This window comes from Caulobacter sp. 10L414, from assembly GCF_056395525.1.
This window is the reverse complement of the sequence record NZ_JBFTJR010000050.1, coordinates 11888-36903: the sequence shown is the minus strand read 5'-3', so window position 1 is coordinate 36903 and position 25016 is coordinate 11888. Positions and strand designations below refer to the sequence as shown.

The following is a 25016-nucleotide window of genomic DNA, read 5'->3' as shown; positions in this document are numbered from 1 at the left end:
CCGAGGCGCCGCGCGGCAGGCCAAGGGCGTGCTCGCCCTCGACGCCGGCGGGCGGGGGCGCGTCGGGCGCGATGGTCGGAACGGCCGCCTCTTCCCCGGCCAGGGCGAACCGCGCGCGGGCCCGGGCGAAGCGGGCGTCGGCGTTGGCGGGATCTTCCAGCCAGGTCTCGCCCCGCTCAGTGAGCCAGTCGCGCAAGACCTGCCGGCGCGCCGCCAGCAGCGGCCGCAGCACGAACACGCCCCGCCCCTGCGGCCAGGCCGGCGACGGCGCCCATTGGCGCGGATCGGGGGTGCTTGAGCCTTCGGCCCGCATCCGGGCGGCTTCCAGACGGTCGTCGGCGGTATGGCCCAGCAGCAGCACCCGAGCGCCCGCCTCGCGGGCGGCGGCGGCCAGCAGGGCGTGACGCGCCGCGCGGGCGGCCGCCGGCAGGCCCGTGGCGGGCTTGTCGCCGGTCCAGGCCAGCGCCCGGGCCTCGGCGCCCAGGCGGCGGGCCTTGGCCACGGCCTCGGCCGTCCATCCGGCGCTGGCGGGGTTGAGGCCGTGATCCACGGTCAGGGCCAGGACCGGCCGACCTTGCCCGGCGGCCCAGTCCAGCGTCAGGCGCAGCAGCGCCAGGCTGTCGCCGCCACCGGAAAAGCCGACGGCCAGGGGCGTGGTCGCTCCTGGCCGCAGACGCCGTTTCAGGACGGCCTGGAAGTCTTCGGTCAGGCCGCGCACTTGGCCTGGGTGCGGGTGCTCTTGGCCTTGCCGACCACGTCGGCCGGCGCCTTGGGGTAGCGCTTGGCCAGCTCGTCGAGCGTGCGGCAGGCGTCGGCGGGCTTCTTCAGCGCCACCAGCGAGCGCGACAGCTTCAGCACGGCGTTCGGCGCCCAGCTGGTCTGCGGCCAGCCGCGCACCGCGCCCAGATAGGAACCGGCCGCGTCGCCATAGGCCTCGCGCACGAACTGGGTCTCGCCCAGCCAGTAGCGGGCTTCGGGGGCCTTGGCGTCGTCGGGATAGGCCTCGACGAAGCCGCCGAAGGCGTTCTCGGCGCCGGCGTAGTCGCCGTCCAGCAGCAACTGGCGGGCTTGCTTGAAGGCCGTGGCCGGATCGGCCGGGACGGCCGGCGCGGCGGCGACCTGAGCGGCCGCGGCGTTGGCGGCGGCGGTCTCCAGCGTGGTGATCTTGCCTTCCAGGGCGGCCAGGCGCTGCTCCAGCTGGTCGGCGCGGGTCTTCTGGCTGTCGGCGCCGCGGCGGGCCTGGTCGATGTCGTGGGTCAGAACTTCGTTCTGGCCGTTCATCTTCTGGATCGTCTGCTCCAGGTCGCTGATCCGCTCGTTGAGCGCGGCGATCTGGGCGTCGGTCTCGGCGGTCTGGACGACGACGGGCTTGCCCGTGTCGCGCCCCTGGAAGACGATCGCCCGCAGCTCGCGAACGACCTTTTCCATCTTCTCGATGCGCTTGGCCGAGCGGTCGTCCAGCGGGTCGGGCATCGGCGTCTGGGCCAGGGCCGGCGCGGCGGCGCAGACCATGAGGACGGAGGCGAGGAGCGCGGATTTCAGCTTCATGTCGACGATTATGCCCCGGTTGCGGACAAAAGTGCGGCCAGAAACGCGGCCAGAAAAAAGGCCCCCCTCCGCAAGGAGGAGGGCCTTCGTTCAGATCAGGCGGTCAGGCCTTAGCGCGCGCCCTCGGTGATGGCGGTGCGGGCGTTGCGGTTCTTGGCCCACGCGTCTTCGGTGGTGCCCGGATCCAGCGGACGCTCCTTGCCGAACGAGATCGTCTCGATGCGCGAGGCGGCGACGCCCTGTCCGATCAGGAACTCACGGACGGCGTTGGCGCGACGGGCGCCCAGGGCCAGGTTGTACTCGCGGGTGCCGCGTTCGTCGGCGTTGCCTTCGATGCGGACGCGCACGGCCGAGTAGCGGGCCAGCCATTGGGCCTGGCCGGCCAGCACGGGCTGGGCGTCGGCGCGGACCGTGTATTCGTCGGTGTCGAAGTAGACGCGGTCGCCGACGTTGACGACGAAGTCCTGCACGGTGCCCGGCAGCGGACCGGTCGGCTGCGCATCCGGGGTCGGCGGCGGGGTGTAGGGACGGGTCGGTTCAGCCGGTTGCTGCGGAGCCGGCGGGGTTTCGACCGGACCGGCCGGCTTCGGGCGCGTACAGGCGGCAACCGAAGCGACGGCCAGACCGATCAGCGCCAGTCGGGCGGCGCTCTTGATGTCGAAGCTCATCCAGTATCTCCTCAAGTCTAGGTACGGCCTGGGTTCAAAACTCTTACCGGCGCTGCTCTTGCTCCGCCCCGCAAAAACGTTCCCTGGACCTCACAATGGCGTCAGTTGGACGCTGCTCCACCTCGTTTCACCTGTCGGGTGAACGACGGATGAACAGCCACGCTCCAACGCGCCGAGCCTGTGGAAAGTTGCGAAACCTTCTTATTCCGCGGCTTTCCACGCCCGATATCAGTCCAGCAGCGGCGACCAGGCCGGATCGGACGCCGCGCCCGGATAGGCGGCGGGACGCAGGATTCGGCCGGTGATGTCGACTGTCCAGAGACGCGGATTGCCCGCCGAGCTCTCGCGGAAGAACATCAGCACCCGCCCGTTGGGCGCCCAGGTGGGACCCTCGTCCAGGTAGCTGGTGGTCAGGAGCCGCTCGTCGCCGCCGTCGGTGCGCATGACGCCGATGTGGAACTGGCCGCCGGTCTGCTTGGTGAAGGCGATGTAGTCGCCGCGCGGGCTCCAGACGGGCGTGGTGTAGCGGCCGCCGCCGTAGGAGATGCGGCGCACGCCCGAGCCGTCGGCGTTCATCACGTAGAGCTGGGCCTGGCCGCCGCGGTCGGAGTTGAACACGATCTTGCTGCCGTCCGGCGAGAACGACGGCGAGGTGTCGATGGCCGGGTCGGTGGTGATGCGGGTCGACTGGCGGGTGCGCAGGTCCAGCACGTAGATGTCGCTGTTGCCGCCCTTCTCGACCGAGAAGGCCACCTTCTTGCCGTCCGGCGAGAAGCGCGGGGCGAACACCATGCCGGGGAAGCGGCCGACCGTTTCCTGGCGGTTCGTCTGCAGGTTCAGCAGGTAGATGCTCGACCCCGTCGGCCGCAGGGCCATGTAGGTCAGCTCCTGGCTGGTGGCCGAGAAGCGCGGGGTCATCACGATCGACGAGCCGTCGGTGATGAACTGCGGGTTGGCGCCGTCCTGATCCATGATGCCCAGGCGCTTGACGCGGGACAGCTTGGGGCCGCTCTCGGCGACGAAGGCCACGCGGGTGTCGAAATAGCCCTTCTCGCCGGTCAGGCGCTCATAGACCGCGTCGCTGATCTTGTGGGCCACCCGGCGCCAGTTCTCGGCCGTCGAGGTGAACTGCAGGCCCAGCAACTGCTGCTGGCTGAAGGTGTCCCACAGGCGGAAGTCGACGCGCAGCGAGCCGTCGGCGCCCACCGTCACCTGGCCGTTGATCAGGGCCTGGGCCCCGGTGCCCTGCCAGTCGGGAAAACGCGGCTGGATGTTCACGTCGGTCAGCTTGTCGGGCACGCCGGCCACGTTCAGCGGCTGGAACAGGCCCGAGCGCTCGAGATTGCCGCTGATGACCTGGGCGATGTCGGCGCCGCGCTGGGCGCCGGCGAAGGCCGGGATCGCCACGGGCATCGGCTTGACCGCGCCCTTGTCGATGTCGATCTCGATCTGGGCGCTGGCCACGCCCGGCAGGGCGGCCGCGAACGCGCCGCCCGCCAGGGCGAGGGTCACGGCGAGGAGCGGCGTGGCGAGGGTCCGCTTGGCGCGGGCGCTCTTGGCGATCATCGTCGGGCTTCCTTCCATTCTTCTTCTTTGCGGCGTTGCTGGAACGCCTAACGCGCGGCGCAGGCGTCGCGCGCCTTGAAGTTCAGGTTTAGCTGGGTGTTGTAGTAGTCCGGCGGCAGGCCTTCGAACGGGGCCGACTGGAAGACCGCGCGGATCGCCCGCTCGGCCTCGGTCTTGACGATGGCGTCGCTGGAGTTCTCCGCCCCGCCGGCGGTCACCTGGCCGGAGACGCGGCCGTTGCTCGCCAGCTTGAAGCTGAGCTTGATCTGCATCGAACCGCCGCCCACGACCTCGCAGTTGGGGTTCCAGCGCCGCTGGATCTCGTCCTTCATGCCGCTGATCGCGGCCGCCTGCATGGCCGTCATCTGGCCAGCGCCCGGGCGGGCCTGGGCGGCGGTCTCCGGACGGTTCGTCTGGCCCTTGGGCGCGGACGAGGCCGGCTTGCCGGCGGGCTTGGCCGTCTTCGACAGCGTCTTCTCCAGCGACGAGAAGAAGTCGGGCTCGGGCTTGGCCGGGGTCGGCTTCTGCGGCGTCGGCTTCGGGGTCGGCTGCGGCGGCTTGGGCGCCGGGCTCGGCGCGGGCTTGGGCGGCGTCGGCTGAGGCTTGGGCGTCGGCGCGGGCTGCGGCTTGGGCGGCGCGGGCTGGGGCGTCGGCGCGGGCGTCGGCGCCGGCGGTTCGGGCGTGGCCTCGGGCACGGGCTCGATCGTCTCGGCCGGCTGCTCGACCGGATCCTCGATGGCCGGGCGCACGTTGGTCGGCCCCTCGGTGACGATGGTCACCGGCACGCTCTCGCCGATGACGATCTTCTTGGACGTCTTCCACGGCCAGCCGATCATCACCGCCGCCACCACCGCGGCGTGGAGCGCGACCGAGCCCAGCAGGGCCGGAGACAGCTTGTTGCGTTCTTCCCGCATCAGGCTTGGACGTTCCCTACTGAGCCGGGCGCAGTTCGCCGCCGCCGACCGGCTGGGCGTCCTGCGGGGCCGCGCCCGACGACGGACCGCCGGTGTCGGTCAGCAGGTTGATCTTGGTGAAGCCGGCCTTCGACAGGGCCGCCATGACCTGGGCGACCACCTCGTAGGGGGCCTTGCCGTCGGCGCGCACATAGATCGGCTTGTCGGTCGCATCGCCGGCCTTGGCCGTGACCACCGAGGCGAACTCGGTGAACGGCGCCTGGTCCTCGCCGATGAACACCGCGCCGTCGTGGCGGACCGACACGGTGATCGGCTCCTGCTCGTTCTTCAGCGCGCCGGCTTCGGTCTTGGGCAGCTCCAGCTCCACGCCCGAGGTCAGCAGCGGGGCGCTGATCATGAAGATGATCAGCAGCACCAGCATCACGTCGACCAGCGGGGTGACGTTGATCTCGGACAGGGCCCCCTTGCCGCGACGGCGGCGGCGGCGGCCGCGACCGCCGCCCGAGGTGGCGAAGGCGTCGTTTGCGGACATCGCCATGGGATCAGACCCGCTCGCTCAGGCGACGCTGGATGGCGGTCGACAGGTCGTCGGCGAAGTTCTCCAGGCGGCCGGCGTACTTGCCCGCGTCGGTCGAGAACTTGTTGTAGGCGATGTAGGCCGGGATGGCGGCGATCAGGCCGATGGCGGTGGCGAACAGGGCCTCGGCGATCGACGGGGCGACCACGGTCAGCGAGGTGTTCTTGGCCGCGGCGATGCTCTGGAAGGCGTGCATGATGCCCCAGACGGTGCCGAACAGGCCGATGAAGGGCGAAGCGGTGGCGACGATGGCCAGGCTGCCCAGGCCCTCTTCGGCCTTGGCGCTCTCGCGGGCGATCTGGGTGTCGAGCACGCGGTCGATCCGCTGGGAAAGCAGGGCCACCTGGCCCTCGCTCTGCACGCCCTTGGCCTTGGCTTCGCGCCATTCCTTCAGCGCCGCCTGCAGCATGCGCGGCAGGGCGTGGCGCGGGTTCGAGCCGGCCTCGCCGGCGACGTCCTCCAGCGAACGACCCGAACCGACCTGCTCCTCGAAGCGGTCGGCGGCGCGGTTCAGCGCGGCGAAACGGAACAGCTTGTCGAGAATGACCGCCCAGGAGCCCAGAGAGGCGAGGATCAGACCGATCATCACCAGCTTGACCACCCAGTCGGCGTTCAGGAACAGCGTGATGAAGGAGAAGCTTTCGGGGCTGGCGGCGGCGTCCATGCGGGGTCCTGTTCCGTTGGGGCGTCAATCTAGGGCGCTTCGGGCGAAGTGTGTGCGTCTGCCCGCTCGAATGCGCCCCAGGCACTAAGGTGATTGGTCTGCGCCTTACTGCATGAAGCGGCGCAATGTTGAAACTATGACATTGGTTGCAGGCGGCCCATTTTTCACCGACCAGCGATCTTCATTGTCACGCAGGCGCCGTCAGCTCTCTTCGGGAGCGAGCCAGGGGACGACCTTGGCGGTCATCTCGGCCGACGGCTTGCGCGGGCGGCCGTCCAGGCTGATGCAGACGGCCTCGACATTGGCCGCGCAGACCAGCTCCTCGCCGCGGGTGATCCACTGCTTGGCCAGCAGGCGCACGCCCTTGATGCGGTTCCACACCGTGTGCACCACCAAGGCGTCGTCGACCCTTGCCGCGCGCTTGAAGTCGATCTCCATGCGGGTGATGGCGAAGGCCGTGTCGATGGTCGCCAGTTCGGTGTGCGACACCCCGATCATCCGGAAGAAGTCGCTGCGTCCGCGCTCGAAGTAGCGCAGGTAGTTGGCGTGATAGACGATCCCCGAAAAGTCGGTGTCCTCGTAATAGATGCGGACGGGCAGCTGGTGCTCGGTCCCGACGAAGACGCCGGCGGTGGGTTCGGGACGATCGGTCATGGCGCGCCTTTGCTTCCCTCTCCCAGAGGGAGAGGGAGGGGCCCATGCAAAGCATGGGAGGGTGAGGGGTTAAAACGGTCGAGGGCGAAACCCCTCATCCTCCCACGCCCTGCGGGCGCGGGCCCCTCCTTCTCCCTCTGGGAGAAGGATTTCAAACCTCGTCCCCGAACAGCCCGCCCTGCGCGCCCGGAGGGGCGGCGGGCGGCGTCAGGCCCAGGTGCAGATAGGCCTTGCCGCAGGCCATGCGGCCGCGCGGCGTGCGCTGGATGAAGCCCTGCTGCATCAGGTAGGGCTCGATGACGTCTTCCACCGCGTCGCGGGCCTCGGCGATGGCGTAGGCGATGGTCTCCACGCCCACCGGCCCGCCGCCATAGTGCTCGATCATGGCCCGCAGGTAGCGGCGGTCGAGGCTGTCGAGACCGCTCTCGTCGACCTCCAGGCGGGCGAGCGCCATGGCCGCGGCCTTGCGGTCGATGACCTGCGCGCCGTCGGCGGTGGCGAAGTCGCGCACCCGGCGCAGCAGCCGGCCGGCGACGCGCGGCGTGCCCCGGGCGCGCTTGGCGATTTCGTCGGCGCCGTCGTCCGACAGCGGCGCGCCCATCTTGCGCGCGCCGTGCAGCAGCACGTGGCGAAGTTCGCGCGGGGTGTAGAACTCCAGCCGCACCGGAATGCCGAAGCGATCGCGAAGCGGCGTGGCCAGCATGCCCGCCCGCGTCGTGGCGGCCACCAGGGTGAAGGGCGCCAGGTCGATGCGGATCGAGCGGGCCGACGGCCCCTCCCCGATCACCAGGTCGAGCACGTGGTCCTCCATCGCCGGATAGAGGATCTCCTCGACGTTCGACGACAGCCGGTGGATCTCGTCGATGAACAGGACGTCGTTGGGCTCGAGATTGGTCAGGATCGCCGCCAGGTCGCCGGGCTTGTTCAGCACCGGGCCGGAGGTGGCGCGGAAGTTCACGCCCAGCTCGCGGGCGACGATCTGGGCCAGGGTGGTCTTGCCCAGGCCCGGCGGGCCGAACAGCAGCACGTGGTCGAGGGACTCGCCCCGCCCCTTGGCCGCCTCGATGAAGATCCGCAGGTTGGCCTTGGCCTGCTCCTGGCCGACGAACTCGGCCAGGGTCTGGGGCCGCAGCGCGCGGTCGGTGGACGGAACCTGATCGCCCATCTGGGCTTCGCCGGAGATGATGCGGGTCATGCGCTGACCCCCTCCGGCCCTTCGGGCCACCTCCCCCAGAGGGGGAGGATCTGGAGCGCCAAGATGCTCCCCCTCTGGGGGAGCTGTCGCGGAGCGACTGAGGGGGTCTTACGCCAGATCATCGACCCAGCTCCTGCAGGCCCGCCTTGATCAGCGCCTGCACCGACGCGTCATCCCCCAGCTTCGCCGCGGCGGCCTCGACCACGCGGCGGGCGTTCACCTCGGCCACGCCCAGGCCCATCAGGGCGGCGACGGCGTCGCCGGTGGCGGCGGGCTTGGCGGGGGCCGACGGGGCGGCGGCGGCAGAGGACGGCGCGCTCATCAGCACCGGTCCGTCGGTGATCGGCTTGCCCTTCAGTTCGGTGACGATGCGCAAGGCTAGCTTGGGCCCCACCCCGTTGGCGCGGCCGACGGCGGCCTTGTCCTCGCGCGCCACCGCCGAGGCCAGTTCGGCCGGCGAGAGCACGTCGAGCACGGCCATGGCGGCTTTCGGCCCCACGCCCTGGATCGCCTGCAGCAGCACGAAGGCGCGGCGGTCGTCGCGGGTCAGGAAGCCGTACAGGCGCAGGCCCTGGTTCTCGCTCCACTGGCTTTCGACGTGAACGAGGGTCTCCTCGCCCAGGGCCGGCAGGCGCTGGAGGGTGCGCTGGCCGCAGCGGACGATGTAGCCGACGCCCATGACGTCGATCAGGGCCTCTTCCTCGCCGACCTCGGCGACGGCGCCTCGCAGGCGTCCGATCATGCGACTCTCCTCGCCGTGCGGGCGTGGGCGTGGGCGATGGCGACGGCAAGCGCGTCGGCGGCGTCGGCCGTGGGCGAGCCGGCGGTCGGCAGCAGGCGGGCGATCATGAAGGCGACCTGGGCCTTGTCGGCCGCGCCGGTGCCCACCACCGCCTTCTTGACCACGGGGGCAGAATATTCAGCGACCAGCAGGCCGGCGCGGGCCGGAGCGATCATCGAGGCGGCGCGGGCGTGGCCCAGCTTCAGCGTCGACTGGGCGTTGGTGTTGACGAAGGTCTCTTCCACCGCCGCCTCGTCGGGGGCGTGCTGCTCGATCACCGCGCACACGCCTTCGAACAGGGTCAGCAGGCGGTCGGAGAAGGCGGCCTTCTCATCCGGCGCGATCACGCCGTGGGCGATGTGGGTGATGCGCGAGCCGGCCACGCCGATCACGCCCCAGCCGGTGCGGCGGAGGCCCGGATCGAGACCGAGGATGCGCAGGGGACGATTCGCGTTCATCATGTGTTCTCGCAGTCTCGCCCTTTCCTGTCGCCAGGAAAAGCCGCGTCATGCTTAAGCACAGGTTAATGCAAAGCCCTTGTTTGGCGCATGTGGCTTGCGCACGGACGCGAAGCCCGCTCCTGTTCCGGCCACGTTTTGCGACACTCGAAGGTCGGACCATGCGCCTGAAGGCCCTTTTCGCCACCACCGCGGCCCTCGCCGCCCTTCCCGTCCTGGCCCACGCCCAGCCGACGCCCGGCCCGCAGGTCACGCCCCGCGCCGACCAGAGCGCCTTCCGCGAGCTCTACAAGGAGCTGGTCGAGATCGACACCACCCTGTCGAAGGGCAGTTGCACCGCCGCCGCCGAAGCCATGGGCGCGCGCCTGAAGGCGGCCGGCTATCCGGAAGCCGACGTCAAGGTCGTGGTCGATCCGAAATATCCGCGCGAGGGCAGCCTGGTGGCCGTGCTGCGCGGAACCGACGCCAAGTCCAAGCCCATGCTGCTCTTGGCCCACATCGACGTGGTCGAGGCCAAGCGCGAGGACTGGACGCGCGACCCGTTCAAGCTGGTCGAGGAGAACGGCTACTTCTACGGACGCGGCACGTCGGACGACAAGGCGCAGGCCGCCATCTGGGCCGACACCCTGGTCCGCCTCAAGCAGAGCGGCTTCAAGCCCAAGCGCGACATCAAGATGGCGCTGACCTGCGGCGAGGAGAGCGAGGGCTACAACGGCATCGAGGACCTGGTGAAGAACCACCGCCCGCTGGTCGACGCTGAGTTCGCGCTGAACGAGGGCGCCGACGGCTTGCTGGACGAAACCGGCAAGGAAGTGGTGCTCGAGGTGCAGGCCGGCGAGAAGGTCTATCAGGACTTCACCCTGACCGCGACGAACCCCGGCGGCCACTCCAGCCGCCCCGTGCCGGACAACGCCATCTATCACCTGACGGCCGCCGTCGACCGCATCGGCGCCTACCAGTTCCCGACCCGCTTCATCGACGCCACGCACGGTTACTTCACCCAGATGCAGGCCCGCGTGCCGGCCGAGCAGGCCGCCGCCATGAAGGCGCTGGTCGCCGACGTCAGCGATCCGGCGGCCCTGAAGGTGCTGACCAAGGACGCCGGCTGGAACTCGATCCTGCGCACCACGTGCGTGGCCACCATGGTCAACGCCGGCCACGCGCCCAACGCCCTGCCCCAGCGCGCCACCGCCAACATCAACTGCCGCATCCTGCCGGGCACGCCGGTCGAGGAGGTGAAGGCCAAGCTGACCGAGCTGGTCGCCGACCCGGCCGTGACCGTCACCCTGGCCCACGAGGCCAAGCCGGTCTCTCCGCCCCCGGCCCTGACGCCGGCGATCATGGGTCCGATCCAGAAGAACGCCGCCAAGCAATGGCCCGGCGTGCCGATCGTGCCGATCCTGCTCACCGGCGCCACCGACGGCGTGCACACCAACGCCGCCGGCATCCCGACCTATGGCGTCAGCGGCCTGTTCGGCAACGCGGACGGCGACGGCGTGCACGGCCTCAACGAGCGCATGCGGGTGAAGTCGCTCTATGACGGGCGGGATTTCCTCTACGCGCTGGTCAAGGACTACGCGGGCGGAAAGTAGGGCGTCGAACGCGTCGGGGCGTCGTCGCCATGGCGGCGCCCCCGCGCATTTGAAAGATCGGAGGACAGGCGCGTGTATTTTCCGGATCTGAGCCCCTACAGCTACGGCAAGGGGATCGTCGAGGTCGGCGTCTACAACGTCGGCTGGCTGTCGAGCGCCCGCGACTATTCCCAAGGGCCCTGCCCCGAGGGCTTCCTCGCCAGGATCGACCAACGGGCGCAGTCGCCGGTGAACCTCTTTCGGGGCAGCCACCTGTGCGAGTTCTGCCCGCCTCCGGAAACGGAGATCCGCAACGGGATGGAGTTCATCAAGCCGCTCCCGGAAAGAATGGGCGACGGCGAGATCCGGGTCGTCGGGCGCGACGGCGCCGTCTACGCCGCGCCGGTGATGATCGCCCACTACATCCGCGAGCACGGCTACCTGCCGCCCCGGCAGTTCATTGACGCCGTGATCGAGGATCATCCGTCCAGCGACAAGCCCCGCCTGACCATCGGCGTGATCGGCGACGACAAGGAAAAGGCGCAGCTGCTCGCCACCCTGTCCGAGATCGCCAACCAGCCGAAATAGGACCGTTCAGTCCTCCTCGTCTTCGTCGTCGTTGAAGGCGCCGAAACGGGTCAGCCCCTCGATCTGGGTCGCGCCGCCGCGCTTGAGCACGGTGCGCACCTTGCCCGCGCCGCTGGCGGCCACAGCGTCGGCCAGTTCGCGCGAGTGGGTGACCAGCCAGACCTGCGAGCGACGGGCGGCCCGCACGATCAGCGAGGCCAGCGGCTCCATCAGGTCGGGATGCAGGCTGGCCTCGGGCTCGTTCAGGGCGATGAACGGCGGCAGACGATAGGACAGCAGCGCCCCGGCCAGGCCCAGGAACTGCAAGGTGCCGTCCGACAGCTCCGCGGCCTCGAACAGGCGCTGGGGGAAGTCTGGATAGGTGAGGCCGAAACTCGCCCAGCGACCGGGCGCCGGGATGTGCAGGCGCGCGCCCGGAAAGGCCCTGTCGACGGCCTCGTCCAGGTCGGCCGTGTCCTGCCGGATATGGGCCAGGGTGGCGAACACCGCGGCCAGATCGGCGCCGTCAGAGGCCAGGGTCGGGGTCGCCACAGCGGGACAGGGCCGGCGCAGCGGCGAGTCCGCGTCGGTGCGCAGGCCGTGATAGAACCGCCACTGCAGCAGGGTGCGGCGCACGGCGTCCAGTTCGGGATAGCGCGAGGGATCCTCCAGCCGGCCCAGCACCGTCTCGGACGGCAGCAGATCGATGTCGAGGTCGGCGGGCCGGCCGTCGCCGTCGCGCGCCATGACCGACGCGCCCTTGCGGTCCAGCAGCCGCACCGTGCGGGCGCGGGTGACCAGCGACAGGCTCTCGGTCTTGATCTGCGGCTCGTTCTCGAAAGCCGCGGCGGTCACCCTCTGCGGAAAGCCGACCACCACCTCGTAGCGATAGACGGTCGCGCCGTGCTCCAGGCCGACGGCCAGGGTCAGTTCCGGCTGGCCGCGACGCCGCCCAGCCCACAGCGCCGACTGCAGGCCGCCCTGCCGCACGAGGTCGCCGGCCAGGGTGTTCGCCGCGGCCGACCGCAGCAGTTCCAGCGCGCCGTAGAGGTTGCTCTTGCCCACGCCGTTGGCGCCGACGAAGACGTCGAGATCCGAGAACGGATAGGCCACCCGCATGAGCGAGCGATAGCCTTCGGCTTTGAAGTCCCGGGCCGTCAGGCTCATGCATCGACTCGCGCTAAGGATGTGCCGAACTTAGAGCGCGCCGGACGCTTCCGCCAACTCCACCCAGCCGAACAGGGCCTTGAGGATCAGCGCCCGCACCGCCGGAGCGTCGACGCCCACGCAGACCTCGGCGTTGGGCTCGCCCTCGACGCGCTCGATGCGTCCCTGGCGTTCGCCGTCGAGGATCACCCGCAGGCGCGCCGGCTCGAAGGCGAAGGCCTCGGGCGCCGCCAGGCTGGCGGCGGCGACGGCGTCGTGGGGGTGGCAGCCCTCCGCGCCCCAGGCCTTCTGGTGGAAGGCAATGTACGGCCCCGCCGCGCGGGTCAGCCGCACCGACAGCGGACTGCCGCAGCAGCGCGCGCCGCTGTCGAGGTCGGCGGCGGTGATGGTCACCTGGCTGGTGACGTCCAGCGGCACGAGGCGCGGCTTGACCCCCGCCTCCAGGATCCGGGCCAGGGCCTCGGGATCGCTCCAGCTGTTGAAGTCGGCACCGCCGGCGGCCTTGCCCTGCACGGAAAAGGCGCCGGCCATGATCGTCGGCGACCAGCCGCGGAAGGCGGCCGGATCGTCCAGCAGGCCCAGCGCCAGGTTGGTCAGCGGCCCTAGGAACAGGCCCTTCACCCGTCGCCGCGCCAGGAAGGCCAGCAGGCTGACGCCGTGGCCGCGATCCAGTTCCGGCAGTTTCCAGCGCTGGGAAAAGCCCGCCCCGTTCAGCCCGTCGGGACCGTGGGCCGGGCGCATCCGCTCGACCCGACGCCGGGCCAGGCCCGCGCCGGCGCCGATATAGACCTCGGCCGCGCAGCCGGCGAGGCGCAGCACGCCCCGCGCATTGGCCGCGGCCTGGTCGACATAGGTGTTGCCGAACACGGCCGACACCGAGCCCACCTCGACGATCTCGCGGGCCCGCGCCAGCAAGGCCAGGGCGAGAGCGTCGTCCACGCCGCAGTCGGTGTCGATGTGCAGACGAAGCGCCATGGCCCCGATCATAACCGATCAGCGGGCGCGCCCGGAAGCCGTCGGCGAGCGCCGTTCAGTCCTTTCTGGGCAGGATGTCGAACTCGACCACCCGCTGGTCCTCCTCCAGGCGCCGAGCCAGCTCGCCCAGTCGCAGCGTCCCCTTTCCAGAGAACGATCCAGCCAGTTCGAACAGCGCCCCGCCGCCGATCAGTCGCTGGTTGATGCGGCCGCCTTCCAGCTCGAAGCTCGCCAGCAACCCGCGCAACTGCGCCTCGTCGACCAGGGCCTCGCGGCGGAAGCGCACGGCGATGTCGGCATAGTTCTTCTGCGGCATGTGGCGGTCGAGCCAGCGGGCGGCGCTGAGCACCACCACGCTGAGCACCGTGCCCGCGATCGCCAGGTCGTAGAGCGCCATGCCGAACAGCATGCCCAGCGCCGAGGTGATCCACAGCGAGGCCGCCGTGGTCAGGCCATGGACCGACACCCCCTGCTGGAAGATCACCCCTCCGCACAGAAAACCCACGCCGGTCAGCACCCCATGGGCCATGCGGACGGGGTCGATGCGCACGGTCTCCAGCGGCGTGTCGCCCATCCACTTCAACTGGTGCACGGCCGCCAGCATCAGCAGAGCCGAGGCCAGCGACACCAGCATGTGGGTGCGCAGGCCCGCCGGCCGCGAGCGGTACTCGCGCTCGAACCCGACCACGGCGCCGGCCGCCAGAGCGCCCAGCACGGGCAGAACATATTGCAGGGAGACGCCGTCCATGGCGGTGAAACGGCCAAGCGGGGCAAGAGGTTCGCCGGCTCGCCCAAGGCCCTTCCGCCTCCAAACGGGGGGAGAGGCGGAAGGAACCCCGGCTCGCCCGCCTCCAGGGTGGGGGACGGGGGTCGGCGGGCGCGCGGCAGGGCGACGTCTTCACGTGGACGCCGCCTCCATGTTCGCAGCTACGGCGGCCGTCGCGAGACGGATGCGCGCCCCTTCGAAAAAGTCAGCTGAAGCCGTTGACCATCTTGCGCAGGCGGCGGGCGATGTCCTCGGGACGATCGKCGATCTGGTGGAACAGGGCCTGGACCTCGGCCTCCTCCAGGCCGGCGGCGCGCAGGGTGCGCCAGGCGCCCAGCAGCGCGGCCAGGGCCACTTCCTGGCGGTCGGGAACAGCGGCGGCGACGGACATGGCGGTGGCCTCTTCAAGAACCGGGAGCGCCACAATGTTCATTTTTTGTTCTCAATGACAAGCCCCGACGCCGAGGGTTCGGCGCCGGGGCTGAAAGGCCTTAGCGGCAGACGGTGCGTTCGTAGACCGTGCCGCTGTAGCGGTCGTAGTCTCGCGTGGTCCAGCAGTCGCTGCGATGGCGGCGCGGACCGTAGTCGTAGCCGTAGTAGCGCGGCGGCGGGGCGCGATAGCCGTAGTCGTAGCCATAGGCCGGACGACCGTAATAGCGGTCGCCCCGGCGGTCGTTGTTCAGCGACGAGCCGATGGCCAGGCCCACGATGCCGCCGACGATGGCGGCGGCCGCGGCGTCGTTGCCGCGATCGCGGTGATAGTGGCGACCACGGCGCCAGTCGTCGGCCGAAGCCTGGGTGCTGGCGGCGATCATGGTCAGGGCGGCCAGGCCGGCGGCCGCGCCGCCGAGGATCTTGAACGGTTTGAAAGCCATGGCGGCCTCCTTCGGAAAAGCTTGTCCCAAGCCTGCGCGTCCGCGCCTGAACCCCGTGTGAACGATCCTGTCAGGTAGACGGAGGCCCAAGGCGCCTTTTTTGTTCACCTTTCTGCGCGATGCTTGTCCTTGAACGTGGCCAGAAGGCCATCGACGCGACGAAGGCGGACCAAGCGATGTCGAGCAACAACACGGCCTACACCCCCGGCGAAGCCCTGCAGGTGCTGTCGTTCGAAGTGGGCGCCCAGACCTACTGCGTGCCGGTCGGCACGGTGCGCGAGATCCGCGGCGTCACGCCCCCCACCCCGCTGCCCGACGCCCCGCCGCACGTGCGCGGCGTCATCAACCTGCGCGGCCAGGTGATGCCGGTCATCGACCTGTCGGCCCGCCTCGGCAAGGGTCCCGCCCAGGACGGCCCGCGCCAGGTGATCATCGTCGTCGAGAACGGCCGCGACGTCGCCGGCCTGCTGGTCGACGCGGTCTGCGACAGCTTCATCGTCGAGGCCAGCCAGATCAGCCCGCCGCCGTCGGTGGGCGACGAAGCCTCGGCCCTGGTCTCGGCCGTGGTCACGACGGAAAGCGCCATGGTGGTGCTGCTGACCGTCGACGCCATCCTGCCCGAGCGCCCGATCGCCATCGCGGCTTAAGCCTGCCTGAAATTCCCTGCGTCCTTCGAGGCTCCCCTTCGGGTCGCACCTCAGGATGAGGGACAGATTGCACTTTTCTCATCATCCTGAGGCGCCCGCGCAGCGGGCCGCGAAGGACGCACCGAACCGCCGCTTCAAACAAATGTTTCGATAGCCTCTTCCGCTCGCCCCTCCGCCGGGGCTAGGGTCTGCCGCACAACCATAAAGCGGGAGACGAGCGGATGAGGGCTGCGGTGCTGCGCGAGGTGGGCAAGCCCCTCGTCATCGAGAACGTGGCCATCGGCAAGCCCGGCCCGCGCGAGGTGCTGATCCGCACCAAGGCCGCCGGCGTCTGCCACTCCGACCTGCACTTCGTCGAAGGCTCCTATCCCCATCCCCTGCCCGCCGTGCTGGGCCACGAGAGCGCCGGGATCGTCGAGGCGGTCGGCGACGAGGTTCGCACCGTCAAGGTCGGTGACCACGTCATCACCTGCCTGTCGGTCTATTGCGGCCACTGCGAGGTCTGCCTCACCGGCCACATGAGCCTGTGCACCAGCTCGGAGACCAAGCGGCCCAAGGGCTCGGAGCCGCGCCTCTTCAAGGAAGACCTGAACGCCGCCGGCGGGCGCGGCCCGATGGCCCAGTTCCTGAACCTGTCGTCCTTCGCCGAGCTGATGCTGGTGCACGAGCACGCCTGCGTGGCCATCCGCAAGGACATGCCCTTCGACCGCGCCGCCCTGATCGGCTGCTCGGTGACCACCGGCATCGGCGCGGTGATCCACACGTCCAAGGTCCAGCCGGGCGAAACGGTGGCCGTGATCGGCTGCGGCGGCGTGGGCCTGGCCACCATCAACGGCGCGGCCATCGCCGGCGCGGGCCGCATCATCGCCATCGACCGCCAGCCCTCGAAACTGGCCCTGGCCCGCACCTTCGGGGCGACGGACGTGATCGACGCCAACGACGGCGACGTGGTCAAGCAGGTGCAGGAACTGACCAGCGGCGGCGTGCACCACAGCTTCGAGGCCATCGGCCTGAAGGCCACCGCCGAGCAGTCGTTCAAGATGCTGCGCCGGGGCGGCACGGCCAACATCATCGGCATGATCCCGGTCGGCACGATGATCGAGCTGCACGGCCCCGACTTCCTGGGCGAAAAGAAGATCCAGGGCAGCTACATGGGCTCCAACCGCTTCCCGGTGGACATGCCGCGCTTCGTCGACTTCTACATGAACGGCAAGCTGAAGCTGGACGAGCTGATCGCCCGCCGCATCAAGCTGGAAGACGTCAACGACGCCTTCGAGGAACTCAAGCGCGGCGAGCTGGCGCGCTCGGTGATCGTGTTTGACTGATCTCTAAACTTCCCGTCATTCCCGCCCTTGTGGCGGGAAACCCTGGTTCAGTTGGCACGAGAGACGCCAGCGGCGTGCCGAGCACGCCGCCTCGCCTGCACTTGCGGCGGACAGAGGGGTTCCCGCCACAAGGGCGGGAATGACGGGAAAATGGCGGCTTTACCCCTTCTTCCGCCCCGCCCGCGTCACCAGGAAGATCCCGCCGCAGACCAGGGCCAGGGCGGCGGCGTTCTTCCAGGCCAGCACCGGCTCGTGCAGGAACAGGGCCGACAGCAGCACCCCGAACACCGGGATCAGGAAGTTGAACACCGCCAGCATGCCGACCGGGTTGTGCTTCATGAGCAGGCTCCACAGGGCGAAGGCGGCCGCCGACAGGCCGGCCATGTAGGCCAGCAGCGCCAGCGAGCGGATGTCGAAGCCTTCCAGCCGGCCGCCGAACGCGAAGCCGATCCCCAGCAGGGCCGCGCCGCCGATGGCCAGCTGCCAGCCGGTCATGACCATGGCGTCCATCTTCTGCGAGATGGTCTTGCCCCAGATCGAGGCCGCCGCCAGCACGAAGGCGGCGATGACCACGAAGCCCTCGCCCAGCAGGGTGAATTCGAAATCCAGCCCCTTGCCCCCAAGGTTCACCGCCAGCACGCCCAGGAAGCCGAGCAGGCAGCCCAGCGCCTTGCGCGGGGTCAGACGGTCGTTGGCGTAGAGGAAGTGGGCCAGGATCACGCCGAAGAAAGCGCCGGTGGAGTTCATGATCGACGACTTCACGCCGGTCGCGTGCGCCAGGCCGATGTAGAAGAACACGTACTGCACCGTGGTCTGGACGATCCCCAGGGCCAGCACCTTGGGCGCCTGGTCGCGCGGCGGAACCAGCGGCTTGCGCGACAGGCCGGCCAGCACCAGCAGGATCACCCCCGCGGCCAGGAAGCGCCAGCCGGCGAACAGCATCTGGGCGGCGGTGTCGGCCTTGGCCACGTGCAGCAGCGCATAGCCGGCCTTCACCGCCGGAAAGGCGCTGCCCCACAGCAGGCAGCACAGCACCGCCATGCCGATGACGAAGCGGCGGTCGCTGTAGAGGTCGGCGCGGGGGGAAGTCACGAAGGCGGCCTTGTCGAAAAAAGCATCGCCGCCCCGCGGGAAGGCGGAGCGGCGATCATGTCTGCGCCCAGCTTCTAGGCTCCTCGCCGCCGGGCTTCAACCGCGCGCGCCAACTGTCACGAGACCGCCAGACCCGCCGTGCTACCGGCGGCGAAGCAAACGGGGAGATTCGCCTTGCCTGACATCGATCGCCGCGGCCTGCTGCTGGGCGGGGCCGCCGCCGGCGCCCTGCCCGCCCTCCTCGCCTCGACCCTGGCCCGCGCCGCCGCGATCGACGCCGACGTCCGCACGGGCACGATCGCCGACGTGCAGCACGTGGTGATCCTGATGCAGGAGAACCGCAGCTTCGACCACTATTTCGGAACCCTGGCCGGCGTGCGCGGCTTTGGCGACCGCTTCCCGATCCCGGCGCGCGACGCGCCAGGCCGCAAGGACGGTACGGTGTTCCTGCAGGCCTACGGTGAGGCGGGCGGCCAGGCGGGCGGCCCCGACCTGATCGCGCCCTTCCCGCTGAACACCACGGAGACCTTCGCCCACATGCGGGTGGAAGGCACGCCGCACGGCTGGGCCGACGCGCAAGACGCCTGGGACGAGGGCCGCATGGACCGCTGGCCGGTAGCCAAGCATCCCCATTCGATGGGTTTCTTCACGCGGGCCGACATCCCGTTCCAGCACGCTCTCGCCGACGGCTTCACGCTCTGCGACGCCTATCACTGCTCGACCCAGACCGGCACCAACACCAACCGGCTGTTCCTGTGGACCGGAACCAACGACGGCCTCGGCGAGGCGGGCGGACCGTCGATCTCGAACTCGCACGACGACCTGCCCGAGAAGGGCGGCGCGCCGGAGTCCTACCGCTGGACCACCTATCCCGAACGGCTGCTGAAGGCCGGGGTCGGCTGGCGCATCTACCAGGACATGGCCGACAACTTCACCGACAACCCGCTGGCCGGGTTCAAAGCCTATCGCGACGCCCATGCCGGCGCGCCGGGATCGGATGGGCGTCTCAAGGACCTGGCCCTGTCGACCTGGCATCTGGACGGACTGCGCCAGGACGTTCTGGCCGGCCGCCTGCCCCAGGTCTCGTGGATCATCGCCCCGGCCGCCGATTCCGAGCATCCGGGTCCGTCCAGCCCCGCCCAGGGCGCGCACTACATCGCCCGGGTGATCGAGACCCTGACCCTTGATCCCGCGACCTGGGCGCGGACGGCGCTGCTGGTGATGTTCGACGAGAACGACGGCTTCTTCGATCACGCGCCCCCGCCGGCCCCGCCGTCGCGCGACGCCGCCGGCAGGGCGCTGGGCGGCTCGACGGTGGAGACGGCCGGCGAGTATCACCTCGTGCGCAATCCGACCGAGGCCAAGGCCGAGCGCGACCACCTGATGGGCCGCCCCTACGGCCTGGGCCCACGCGTGCCGATGTACGTGATCTCGCCCTGGAGCCGCGGCGGCTTCGTCAACAGCCAGGTCTTCGACCACACCTCGGTGATCCGCTTCCTGGAGGCGCGGTTCGGCGTGGCCGAGCCCAACATCTCGCCCTGGCGACGGGCGGTGTGCGGCGACCTGACCTCGTGCTTCGACTTCAAGACCCCGAACCATCGACCTCAAGCCCCCCTTCCGCCGACGGCGGAAGGCGCAAGGCGAGCCGCCGCCCTCAAGCAGACCACCACCCCGCCGACCCCGGCGACGCCCGTCGCCCCGGTCCAGGCCCGGGGCAAGCGGCCTTCCCGCGCCCTGCCCTACCGGTTCGAGATCGGCGCGAGCATCAAGGACGGCGCGATCGCGCTGCAGCTCGCCAACCTCGGCCAAGCGGGCGCGGTGCTGCACGTCTATGACCGGCTGCGACTGGACCAGCCCTCGCGGCGCTACACGCTGGGCGCGGGCGGACGTCTCGCGGACGCCTGGCCGGCCGGCGGCTACGATCTGTGGCTGCTGGGGCCGAACGGTTTTCACCGCGGCTTCGCCGGCGATCCAGCCGATGGACTGGAACTGACGGTCGCTCCGGCCGTCGACGGCCGCTCGGTCACGGCGCGCCTGACCAACGCCGGGCCGAAAGCGCGCACCGTGACGATCGCGCCCGTCGAGGGCCTGCCGGGCAAGGCCTGGCGCACGACCTTGAAGGCCGGCGAGACCCGCACGCGCGACTGGAAGACCGATCGCGGCTGGTACGATCTGTCGGCGCGCTGCGACGAGGCGCCGTCCTGGCGTCGCCGCGCGGCCGGCCGGGTCGAGACGGGCCAGGACTCGGTCAGCGATCCGTTGATGGGCGGTCCGGCGAGATTCTGAGTTTCCCTCTCTCAAAGAGAGAGGGTTCAGTTAGCGCAGCCGGCTCGTATTCGGCGACTTCAGCTCGGCCAGGGCCAGGCGCGGGGTGTCCTTGCTGGAGGCGGTCGCGTTCGAGGCCTGGGCGTAGTTGCTGTCTTCGCGGCCGGCCTKGGCCAGCAGGGTGTCGACGCGCGCCTTCTTGGCCTTGAAGGCCGCCAGTTCGCCGCCCGACAGCACCGTGCCCTGCGGCACCTTGGCGCCGATCGGGTTGACGCGCTGGCCGTTCAGCCAGACCTCGTAGTGCAGGTGCGGGCCGGTCGACATGCCGGTCGAGCCGACATAGGCCACGACCTGGCCCTGCGAGACGCGCATGCCCGGGCGGATGCCCTTGGCGTAGCGCGAGATGTGGGCGTAGCCGGTGTCCCAGTTGCCGGCGTGGCGGATGCGCAGCCAGTTGCCGTAGCCGGCCCAGCGCTTGGCCTCCAGCACCACGCCGTCGCCGGCGGCGAGGATCGGGGTGCCGGTGCCGGCGCCGAAGTCGACGCCCTTGTGGCCGCGGGCGTAGCCCAGGATCGGGTGGCGGCGCATGCCGAAGGTCGAGGTGATGCGGGCCCCGTCGACCGGGGTGCGCAGCAGGAAGCCTTTGATGTTCTTGCCGCTCTCGTCGAAGAACTGGGTCTTGCCGTCGCGCTCGAAGGCGTAGAAGCGCTGGCCCTTGACCTCGGCGTACTCCAGGTCGCCGGCCTCGATGGTGCGGCCGCTCTCGGTGACCTTGCGGTCGAACACCAGGCAGAACTGGTCGCCGTCCTTGATGTCGCGCGAGAAGTCGATCTTGTGCGAGAACAGCTTGGCGGCCTGGCTGATGACGGCCGGGCTGCCGCCGACGGCCGCCACGCTCTCGTAGAACGAGCCGTTCATGGCCCCGCACGAGACCTTGGTCTCGTCGCGGACCTCTTCCTCGATCTCGCGCAGCTTCAGCGCGCCGTCGAAGGTGCGCGACACGGTGACGGTCGAGGACGGGCTGGTGCGCATCGACAGGCCGACCAGGCGGGCCGGGCCGCGGTCGTTGTCGCGGCGGCGGGCGATGGCGGCCTCGAAGGCCATGCCGGCCTTGATGTTGACCGTGTCCATGGCGCTCTGCAGCGTGCTGACCACCTGGCTGGCCTCGTCGGCGCCGACGCCGGAACGCTGCACCGCGCCCTGCAGGGTCTCGCCGGGGCGGACCTTGACGGAAACGGTCTCGGGGCGATCGAAGCCGGGCTGGGCCTCGGCTTGAGCGAAGGCGACGTGCTGCAGGGCCACCATGGCGGCCGCGTCCAGCGGCGCATGGGCGGCCACCACGGTCGACGGGGCGTCGCCCGCCGTCAGCTTCCAGCCCAGGGCCAAGGCGGCCAGGCCGGCGACGGCGGTGAATAGCCGCGGCGCGAGACGCAACGTCGGGCGTCGCGGATCAAATTCCTGCATCGGTCCCCCGTTCGGTAGCGATGCCGTTTTCGTACAGAAACGGCACGGCCGGGAAGCCCCCCAGCAATCGTCGGGCCGGAACATGACGGCGCGAGGGCCGCCGATCAAGGACTATCCGGTGCTTTGGACCTTTTGTCACGGATATGGTTAACCCGTTGGCGGGGCACGGGAAACGCGAACGCGCAAAGAAAAACGCCCGCTGCGAGCAGCGGGCGTCTTCTGTCGAATTTCGGGTTTCGCGCGGGCGAAAAATCAGGCGGCGCTGACCTGCTCGTTCGGGTCGCGCAGCACGTAGCCGCGGCCCCAGACGGTTTCGATGTGGTGCTTGCCCTGGGCCGAGGCCGCCAGCTTCTTGCGCAGCTTGCAGATGAAGACGTCGATGATCTTCAGTTCCGGCTCGTCCATGCCGCCGTACAGGTGGTTGAGGAACATCTCCTTGGTCAGGGTCGTGCCCTTGCGCAGGGAGAGAAGCTCCAGCATCTGGTATTCCTTGCCGGTCAGGTGAACGCGGTTGCCGTTCACTTCCACCGTCTTGGCGTCCAGGTTGACGATGATGTCGCCGGTCTTGATGACCGACTGGGCGTGACCCTTCGAACGACGGACCACCGCGTGGATGCGGGCGATCATCTCGTCCTTGTGGAAGGGCTTGGTCATGTAGTCGTCGGCGCCGCCGGCGAAGGTCTTAACCTTCGTGTCGATTTCGGCCGTGCCCGACAGGATCATGATCGGCGTGTTGACCTTGGCCACGCGCAGGGTGCGCAGCACGTCGATGCCGCTCATGTCGGGAAGGTTCAGGTCGAGCAGGATCAGGTCGTAGTCATAGATCTTGCCCAGGTCGACGCCTTCTTCGCCCAGGTCGGTCGTGTAGACGTTGAAGCCTTCCGACTTCAGCATCAGCTCGATCGTCTGCGCGGTGGCGCTGTCATCCTCGATCAACAGTACCCGCATGAAACCCTCCCCGCCCTGAGGCGGCGCTTATTCGACAGCTAGGCGGACAACCGCCGGTGAAACCCGTCCACCAGTCTGGCGGACAGTTAATTTAAGACTGGTTAATGGTGAACGCGTCGTCTGGCGAAATGGTTAATATGATTTGCGAATCGGGTGCAAGCGCCCAGAAAACCGTTGCGCACATTGGCCGCAGGCGGTTTTCAAGCTCTGCCTTGGCATGGTGAAAAGCCAGCAAACCCAAGGGTTAACAGGGGATCGGACGTCGTTACCGCGTTAAGAAGCCTCAAGGCGCCGTTCGTCTTTAGGGCGAGATTGCGGCGTTCTGTCGCGAGAATTTCCCACCCATTTTTTCGCCTTCCGCGTGCGGTCGAAAGCTTGAGCGGGCGATCTCCGCGTCACCCGGTCGCGGCCGATTCCCCGTCCGTCAGCCAGCCGGCCGCCCGCAGGCGGGCCACCGAGGCCCGGGCGATGGGCGCAGCCTCGCCGTCGACCAGCCGCAGGCGCAGGTTGCGGCCGTCGCGCTCGACCCCGACGACGGCCCGCCGCGCCACCCACCACGAGCGATGCACCTGCAGGCCGTCCAGGCCTGACAGTCCCGCCAGCACCCGCGCCAGCGGCCCGGCCTCCAGGCGCGAGCCGGTCTGCGTGCAGACCCGGACGTAATGGTCTTCCATCTTCAGATAGAGGACGGCCGAGGAGACCAATGACGGCTCGGCCGTCGGGCCGGCGATCACCGGGACCACGCGCGCGGCCTGCAGGCGCGCGCGCAGCCAGGTGAAACCCGCCGCGATCGGGGCCGAGATCGCCAGGCACTGGCCGTACCAGTCCAGCGGCGACAGGCGCTTGAGGAACGGCCACAGGCTCGTGGCCAGCGGCGCCACGATCGCCGTCTGCAGGCCGCAACCGACCAGGATCGCGCCGCCGACCATCACCCAGGCCGGGATTTTTAACCGCTCGGCCCCGGCGATCGCCAAGCGGATCGAAAGGCCGAAGATCACGATCCCGGCCCAGAAACAGCCCGTCCAATAGAACGCGCGCACGAGGACCGAGCCGTTGAAGTAGCTGCCGAACGGCCCGACCACGCCCAGGAACACCCCCACCGCCGTGGCGACGGAAAGGTCGATCGCCCATTCGCGGGCGGTTCCCAGAACAGGAGGCCTGATGGGGGCGGAGACGCTCATGGCCGATCTATAGCGCCGTTCGCCGTTTCGCGAACCCGTTCGCCCGTTCACGCACGGGGCGTGGCGGCGCAAGGCTTTCGGCCACATCGAGGAGGCATCGACAACCGGAGCCGACGATGCGTTCCCCTCGCCTTCTTCTTCCCCTGCTCGCCACGCTGGCCCTGGCCGGCGCCGCTCATGCCGCCGAGCCGCATGTCGGCTTCATGCGCCTTTCCGCGCCCGATCCCGCCGGTCCGCCGATCGAAGTCGGGGTCTGGTATCCCACCGACGCGGCCGAGACCGCGCCGGCCGGCGGCATGGAGAGCCTGCCCGTCGCCGTCGGCGCGCCGGTTTCCGGCAAAGGCCTGCCGCTGGTGGTCATGTCGCACGGCAACGGCGGCTGGTTCGGCGGCCACTACGACACCGCCGCCGCGCTGGTGAGGAAGGGCTTCGTCGTCGCCGCCCTGACCCACACCGGCGACAACTACCGCGACCAGAGCCGGGCGCTGGAGATGGCCGAACGCCCCCGCCAGCTTTCCGTGCTGATCGGCTACATGCTGGGCGCCTCGCCGATGCACGAGCGGATCGACGCTGCGAAGGTCGGCGCCTTCGGCTTCTCGTCGGGCGGCTTCACCGTGCTGGCGGCGGCCGGCGGCGAGCCGAACTTGGCGGCGACCTTCCCGGCGCATTGCCAGAAACACCCGACCAACTACGACTGCCGCCTCAGCGCCGGAAAGCCGCTGCCGGCGAGCGTCCTGGCGGCGACCTGGACCCACGACACCCGGATCAAGGCCGTGGTCTCGGCCGCTCCGGCCCTGGGCTTCTCGTTCGGCCGCGAGGGCCTGAAGGACGTCACCCAGCCGCTGCAGCTGTGGAAGGCGGGCGACGACGAGATCCTGCCGGGCGAGGACTACGCCGAGGCCGTGCACCGCGTCCTGCCCCGCGCCCACGAATACCGCGTCGTGGCGGGGGCGCGACATTTCGACTTCCTGGCGCCGTGCGGCCCGCAGGCGGCCAAACAGCTGCCCAGCCCCTTGTGCGCAAGCGCTCCGGGCTTCGACCGGGCGGCTTTCCACGCCGATTTCAACGCCCGGGTTGCGACATTCTTCGCCACCCAGTTGGGCCTCGGCGAACGCTGAATTTCATGCCCGATTAACCATGATGGCCGA

General features: G+C 69.8%; 25 protein-coding genes and 1 pseudogene. 6 read left to right on the top strand and 20 right to left on the bottom strand.

Going from position 1 to position 25016, the window contains the following annotated elements:
- The 11 genes from tilS to ruvC form a co-directional block, all read right to left on the bottom strand.
- On the bottom strand, positions 1-709 hold a 709-nt coding region (gene tilS, locus AC1DCG_RS18750), incomplete at its 3' end, for a tRNA lysidine(34) synthetase TilS (protein WP_477041602.1).
- Complete coding sequence (gene ybgF, locus AC1DCG_RS18745) at positions 706-1548, bottom strand: tol-pal system protein YbgF (RefSeq protein WP_477027804.1); 843 nt, start codon at positions 1546-1548, stop codon at positions 706-708. The genes tilS and ybgF, both read right to left, overlap by 4 nt.
- A 110-nt stretch (positions 1549-1658) precedes the next feature.
- Positions 1659-2231, bottom strand: a complete 573-nt coding sequence (pal, locus tag AC1DCG_RS18740; RefSeq protein WP_477027803.1) for a peptidoglycan-associated lipoprotein Pal — start codon at positions 2229-2231, stop codon at positions 1659-1661.
- A gap of 213 nt (positions 2232-2444) precedes the next feature.
- Positions 2445-3782, bottom strand: coding sequence for a Tol-Pal system beta propeller repeat protein TolB (gene tolB, locus AC1DCG_RS18735; RefSeq protein ID WP_477027802.1), 1338 nt, complete (start codon positions 3780-3782; stop codon positions 2445-2447).
- Between the two features lie 47 nt (positions 3783-3829).
- Positions 3830-4696, bottom strand: a complete 867-nt coding sequence (locus AC1DCG_RS18730; RefSeq protein WP_477037256.1) for an energy transducer TonB — start codon at positions 4694-4696, stop codon at positions 3830-3832.
- 16 nt (positions 4697-4712) lie between these two features.
- Positions 4713-5234 (bottom strand): ExbD/TolR family protein, encoded by a 522-nt coding sequence (locus AC1DCG_RS18725; RefSeq protein WP_165256865.1) that lies wholly within the window; start codon positions 5232-5234, stop codon positions 4713-4715.
- A gap of 4 nt (positions 5235-5238) precedes the next feature.
- Entirely contained in the window at positions 5239-5937 is a 699-nt protein-coding gene (tolQ, locus tag AC1DCG_RS18720) for a protein TolQ (RefSeq protein WP_165256867.1), read from the bottom strand.
- Positions 5938-6138: 201 nt separating this feature from the next.
- Positions 6139-6591 (bottom strand): tol-pal system-associated acyl-CoA thioesterase, encoded by a 453-nt coding sequence (gene ybgC, locus AC1DCG_RS18715; protein WP_477027799.1) that lies wholly within the window; start codon positions 6589-6591, stop codon positions 6139-6141.
- A 151-nt stretch (positions 6592-6742) separates the two neighbouring features.
- Positions 6743-7786, bottom strand: coding sequence for a Holliday junction branch migration DNA helicase RuvB (gene ruvB, locus AC1DCG_RS18710; RefSeq protein ID WP_477027798.1), 1044 nt, complete (start codon positions 7784-7786; stop codon positions 6743-6745).
- Positions 7787-7904: 118 nt separating this feature from the next.
- Entirely contained in the window at positions 7905-8528 is a 624-nt protein-coding gene (gene ruvA, locus AC1DCG_RS18705) for a Holliday junction branch migration protein RuvA (protein WP_477027797.1), read from the bottom strand.
- Complete coding sequence (gene ruvC / locus AC1DCG_RS18700) at positions 8525-9040, bottom strand: crossover junction endodeoxyribonuclease RuvC (RefSeq protein WP_180896913.1); 516 nt, start codon at positions 9038-9040, stop codon at positions 8525-8527. Before ruvC ends, ruvA begins: the two co-directional genes overlap by 4 nt.
- A gap of 146 nt (positions 9041-9186) precedes the next feature.
- Between ruvC and AC1DCG_RS18695 the strand changes: the two genes are divergently transcribed.
- A complete protein-coding gene (locus AC1DCG_RS18695) occupies positions 9187-10617 on the top strand; it encodes a M20/M25/M40 family metallo-hydrolase (RefSeq protein WP_477027796.1) in 1431 nt (476 codons plus the stop codon).
- 72 nt (positions 10618-10689) lie between these two features.
- Entirely contained in the window at positions 10690-11184 is a 495-nt protein-coding gene (locus tag AC1DCG_RS18690) for a DUF7919 family protein (protein WP_477027795.1), read from the top strand.
- Between the two features lie 6 nt (positions 11185-11190).
- Here AC1DCG_RS18690 and AC1DCG_RS18685 read toward each other — a convergent pair whose 3' ends face one another.
- The 5 genes and pseudogenes from AC1DCG_RS18685 to AC1DCG_RS18665 form a co-directional block, all read right to left on the bottom strand.
- The gene (locus AC1DCG_RS18685) at positions 11191-12330 is read right to left on the bottom strand and encodes an AAA family ATPase (RefSeq protein ID WP_477027794.1); all 1140 of its coding nucleotides are present in this window, start codon (positions 12328-12330) and stop codon (positions 11191-11193) included.
- Between the two features lie 30 nt (positions 12331-12360).
- A complete protein-coding gene (locus tag AC1DCG_RS18680) occupies positions 12361-13305 on the bottom strand; it encodes a nucleoside hydrolase (protein ID WP_477027793.1) in 945 nt (314 codons plus the stop codon).
- A gap of 55 nt (positions 13306-13360) precedes the next feature.
- Entirely contained in the window at positions 13361-14053 is a 693-nt protein-coding gene (locus AC1DCG_RS18675; protein WP_477027792.1) for an MgtC/SapB family protein, read from the bottom strand.
- Positions 14054-14276: 223 nt separating this feature from the next.
- A pseudogene (locus tag AC1DCG_RS18670) lies at positions 14277-14423 on the bottom strand (hypothetical protein); the annotation flags it as partial.
- Positions 14424-14562: 139 nt separating this feature from the next.
- Complete coding sequence (locus AC1DCG_RS18665; RefSeq protein ID WP_165256884.1) at positions 14563-14946, bottom strand: hypothetical protein; 384 nt, start codon at positions 14944-14946, stop codon at positions 14563-14565.
- A 176-nt stretch (positions 14947-15122) separates the two neighbouring features.
- Here AC1DCG_RS18665 and AC1DCG_RS18660 point away from each other — a divergent pair, with 176 nt between their 5' ends.
- Positions 15123-15593: a chemotaxis protein CheW gene (locus AC1DCG_RS18660; protein ID WP_165256886.1), complete on the top strand. Its 471-nt coding sequence runs from the start codon at positions 15123-15125 to the stop codon at positions 15591-15593.
- 221 nt (positions 15594-15814) lie between these two features.
- Positions 15815-16918 (top strand): Zn-dependent alcohol dehydrogenase, encoded by a 1104-nt coding sequence (locus tag AC1DCG_RS18655; protein WP_477027791.1) that lies wholly within the window; start codon positions 15815-15817, stop codon positions 16916-16918.
- Positions 16919-17077: 159 nt separating this feature from the next.
- Here AC1DCG_RS18655 and AC1DCG_RS18650 read toward each other — a convergent pair whose 3' ends face one another.
- Positions 17078-17959, bottom strand: a complete 882-nt coding sequence (locus AC1DCG_RS18650; protein WP_477027926.1) for a DMT family transporter — start codon at positions 17957-17959, stop codon at positions 17078-17080.
- 225 nt (positions 17960-18184) lie between these two features.
- On the opposite strand from AC1DCG_RS18650, the gene AC1DCG_RS18645 reads away from it, so the two are divergent.
- Positions 18185-20296 carry a phosphocholine-specific phospholipase C gene (locus tag AC1DCG_RS18645; protein WP_477027790.1) on the top strand — a complete coding sequence of 704 codons (2112 nt, stop codon included), beginning with the start codon at positions 18185-18187 and terminating at the stop codon, positions 20294-20296.
- Between the two features lie 30 nt (positions 20297-20326).
- Here the strand turns inward: AC1DCG_RS18645 and AC1DCG_RS18640 are convergent, their stop codons facing one another.
- From AC1DCG_RS18640 to AC1DCG_RS18630, 3 genes are all read right to left on the bottom strand, one after another.
- Complete coding sequence (locus AC1DCG_RS18640) at positions 20327-21739, bottom strand: peptidoglycan DD-metalloendopeptidase family protein (protein ID WP_477041601.1); 1413 nt, start codon at positions 21737-21739, stop codon at positions 20327-20329.
- Positions 21740-21991: 252 nt separating this feature from the next.
- Positions 21992-22687 (bottom strand): response regulator transcription factor CtrA, encoded by a 696-nt coding sequence (gene ctrA, locus AC1DCG_RS18635; RefSeq protein ID WP_058347205.1) that lies wholly within the window; start codon positions 22685-22687, stop codon positions 21992-21994.
- Positions 22688-23082: 395 nt separating this feature from the next.
- A complete protein-coding gene (locus AC1DCG_RS18630; RefSeq protein ID WP_477036438.1) occupies positions 23083-23868 on the bottom strand; it encodes a LytTR family DNA-binding domain-containing protein in 786 nt (261 codons plus the stop codon).
- Positions 23869-23984: 116 nt separating this feature from the next.
- On the opposite strand from AC1DCG_RS18630, the gene AC1DCG_RS18625 reads away from it, so the two are divergent.
- Positions 23985-24986 (top strand): alpha/beta hydrolase family protein, encoded by a 1002-nt coding sequence (locus tag AC1DCG_RS18625; protein ID WP_477041600.1) that lies wholly within the window; start codon positions 23985-23987, stop codon positions 24984-24986.
- Positions 24987-25016 lie beyond the last annotated feature (30 nt).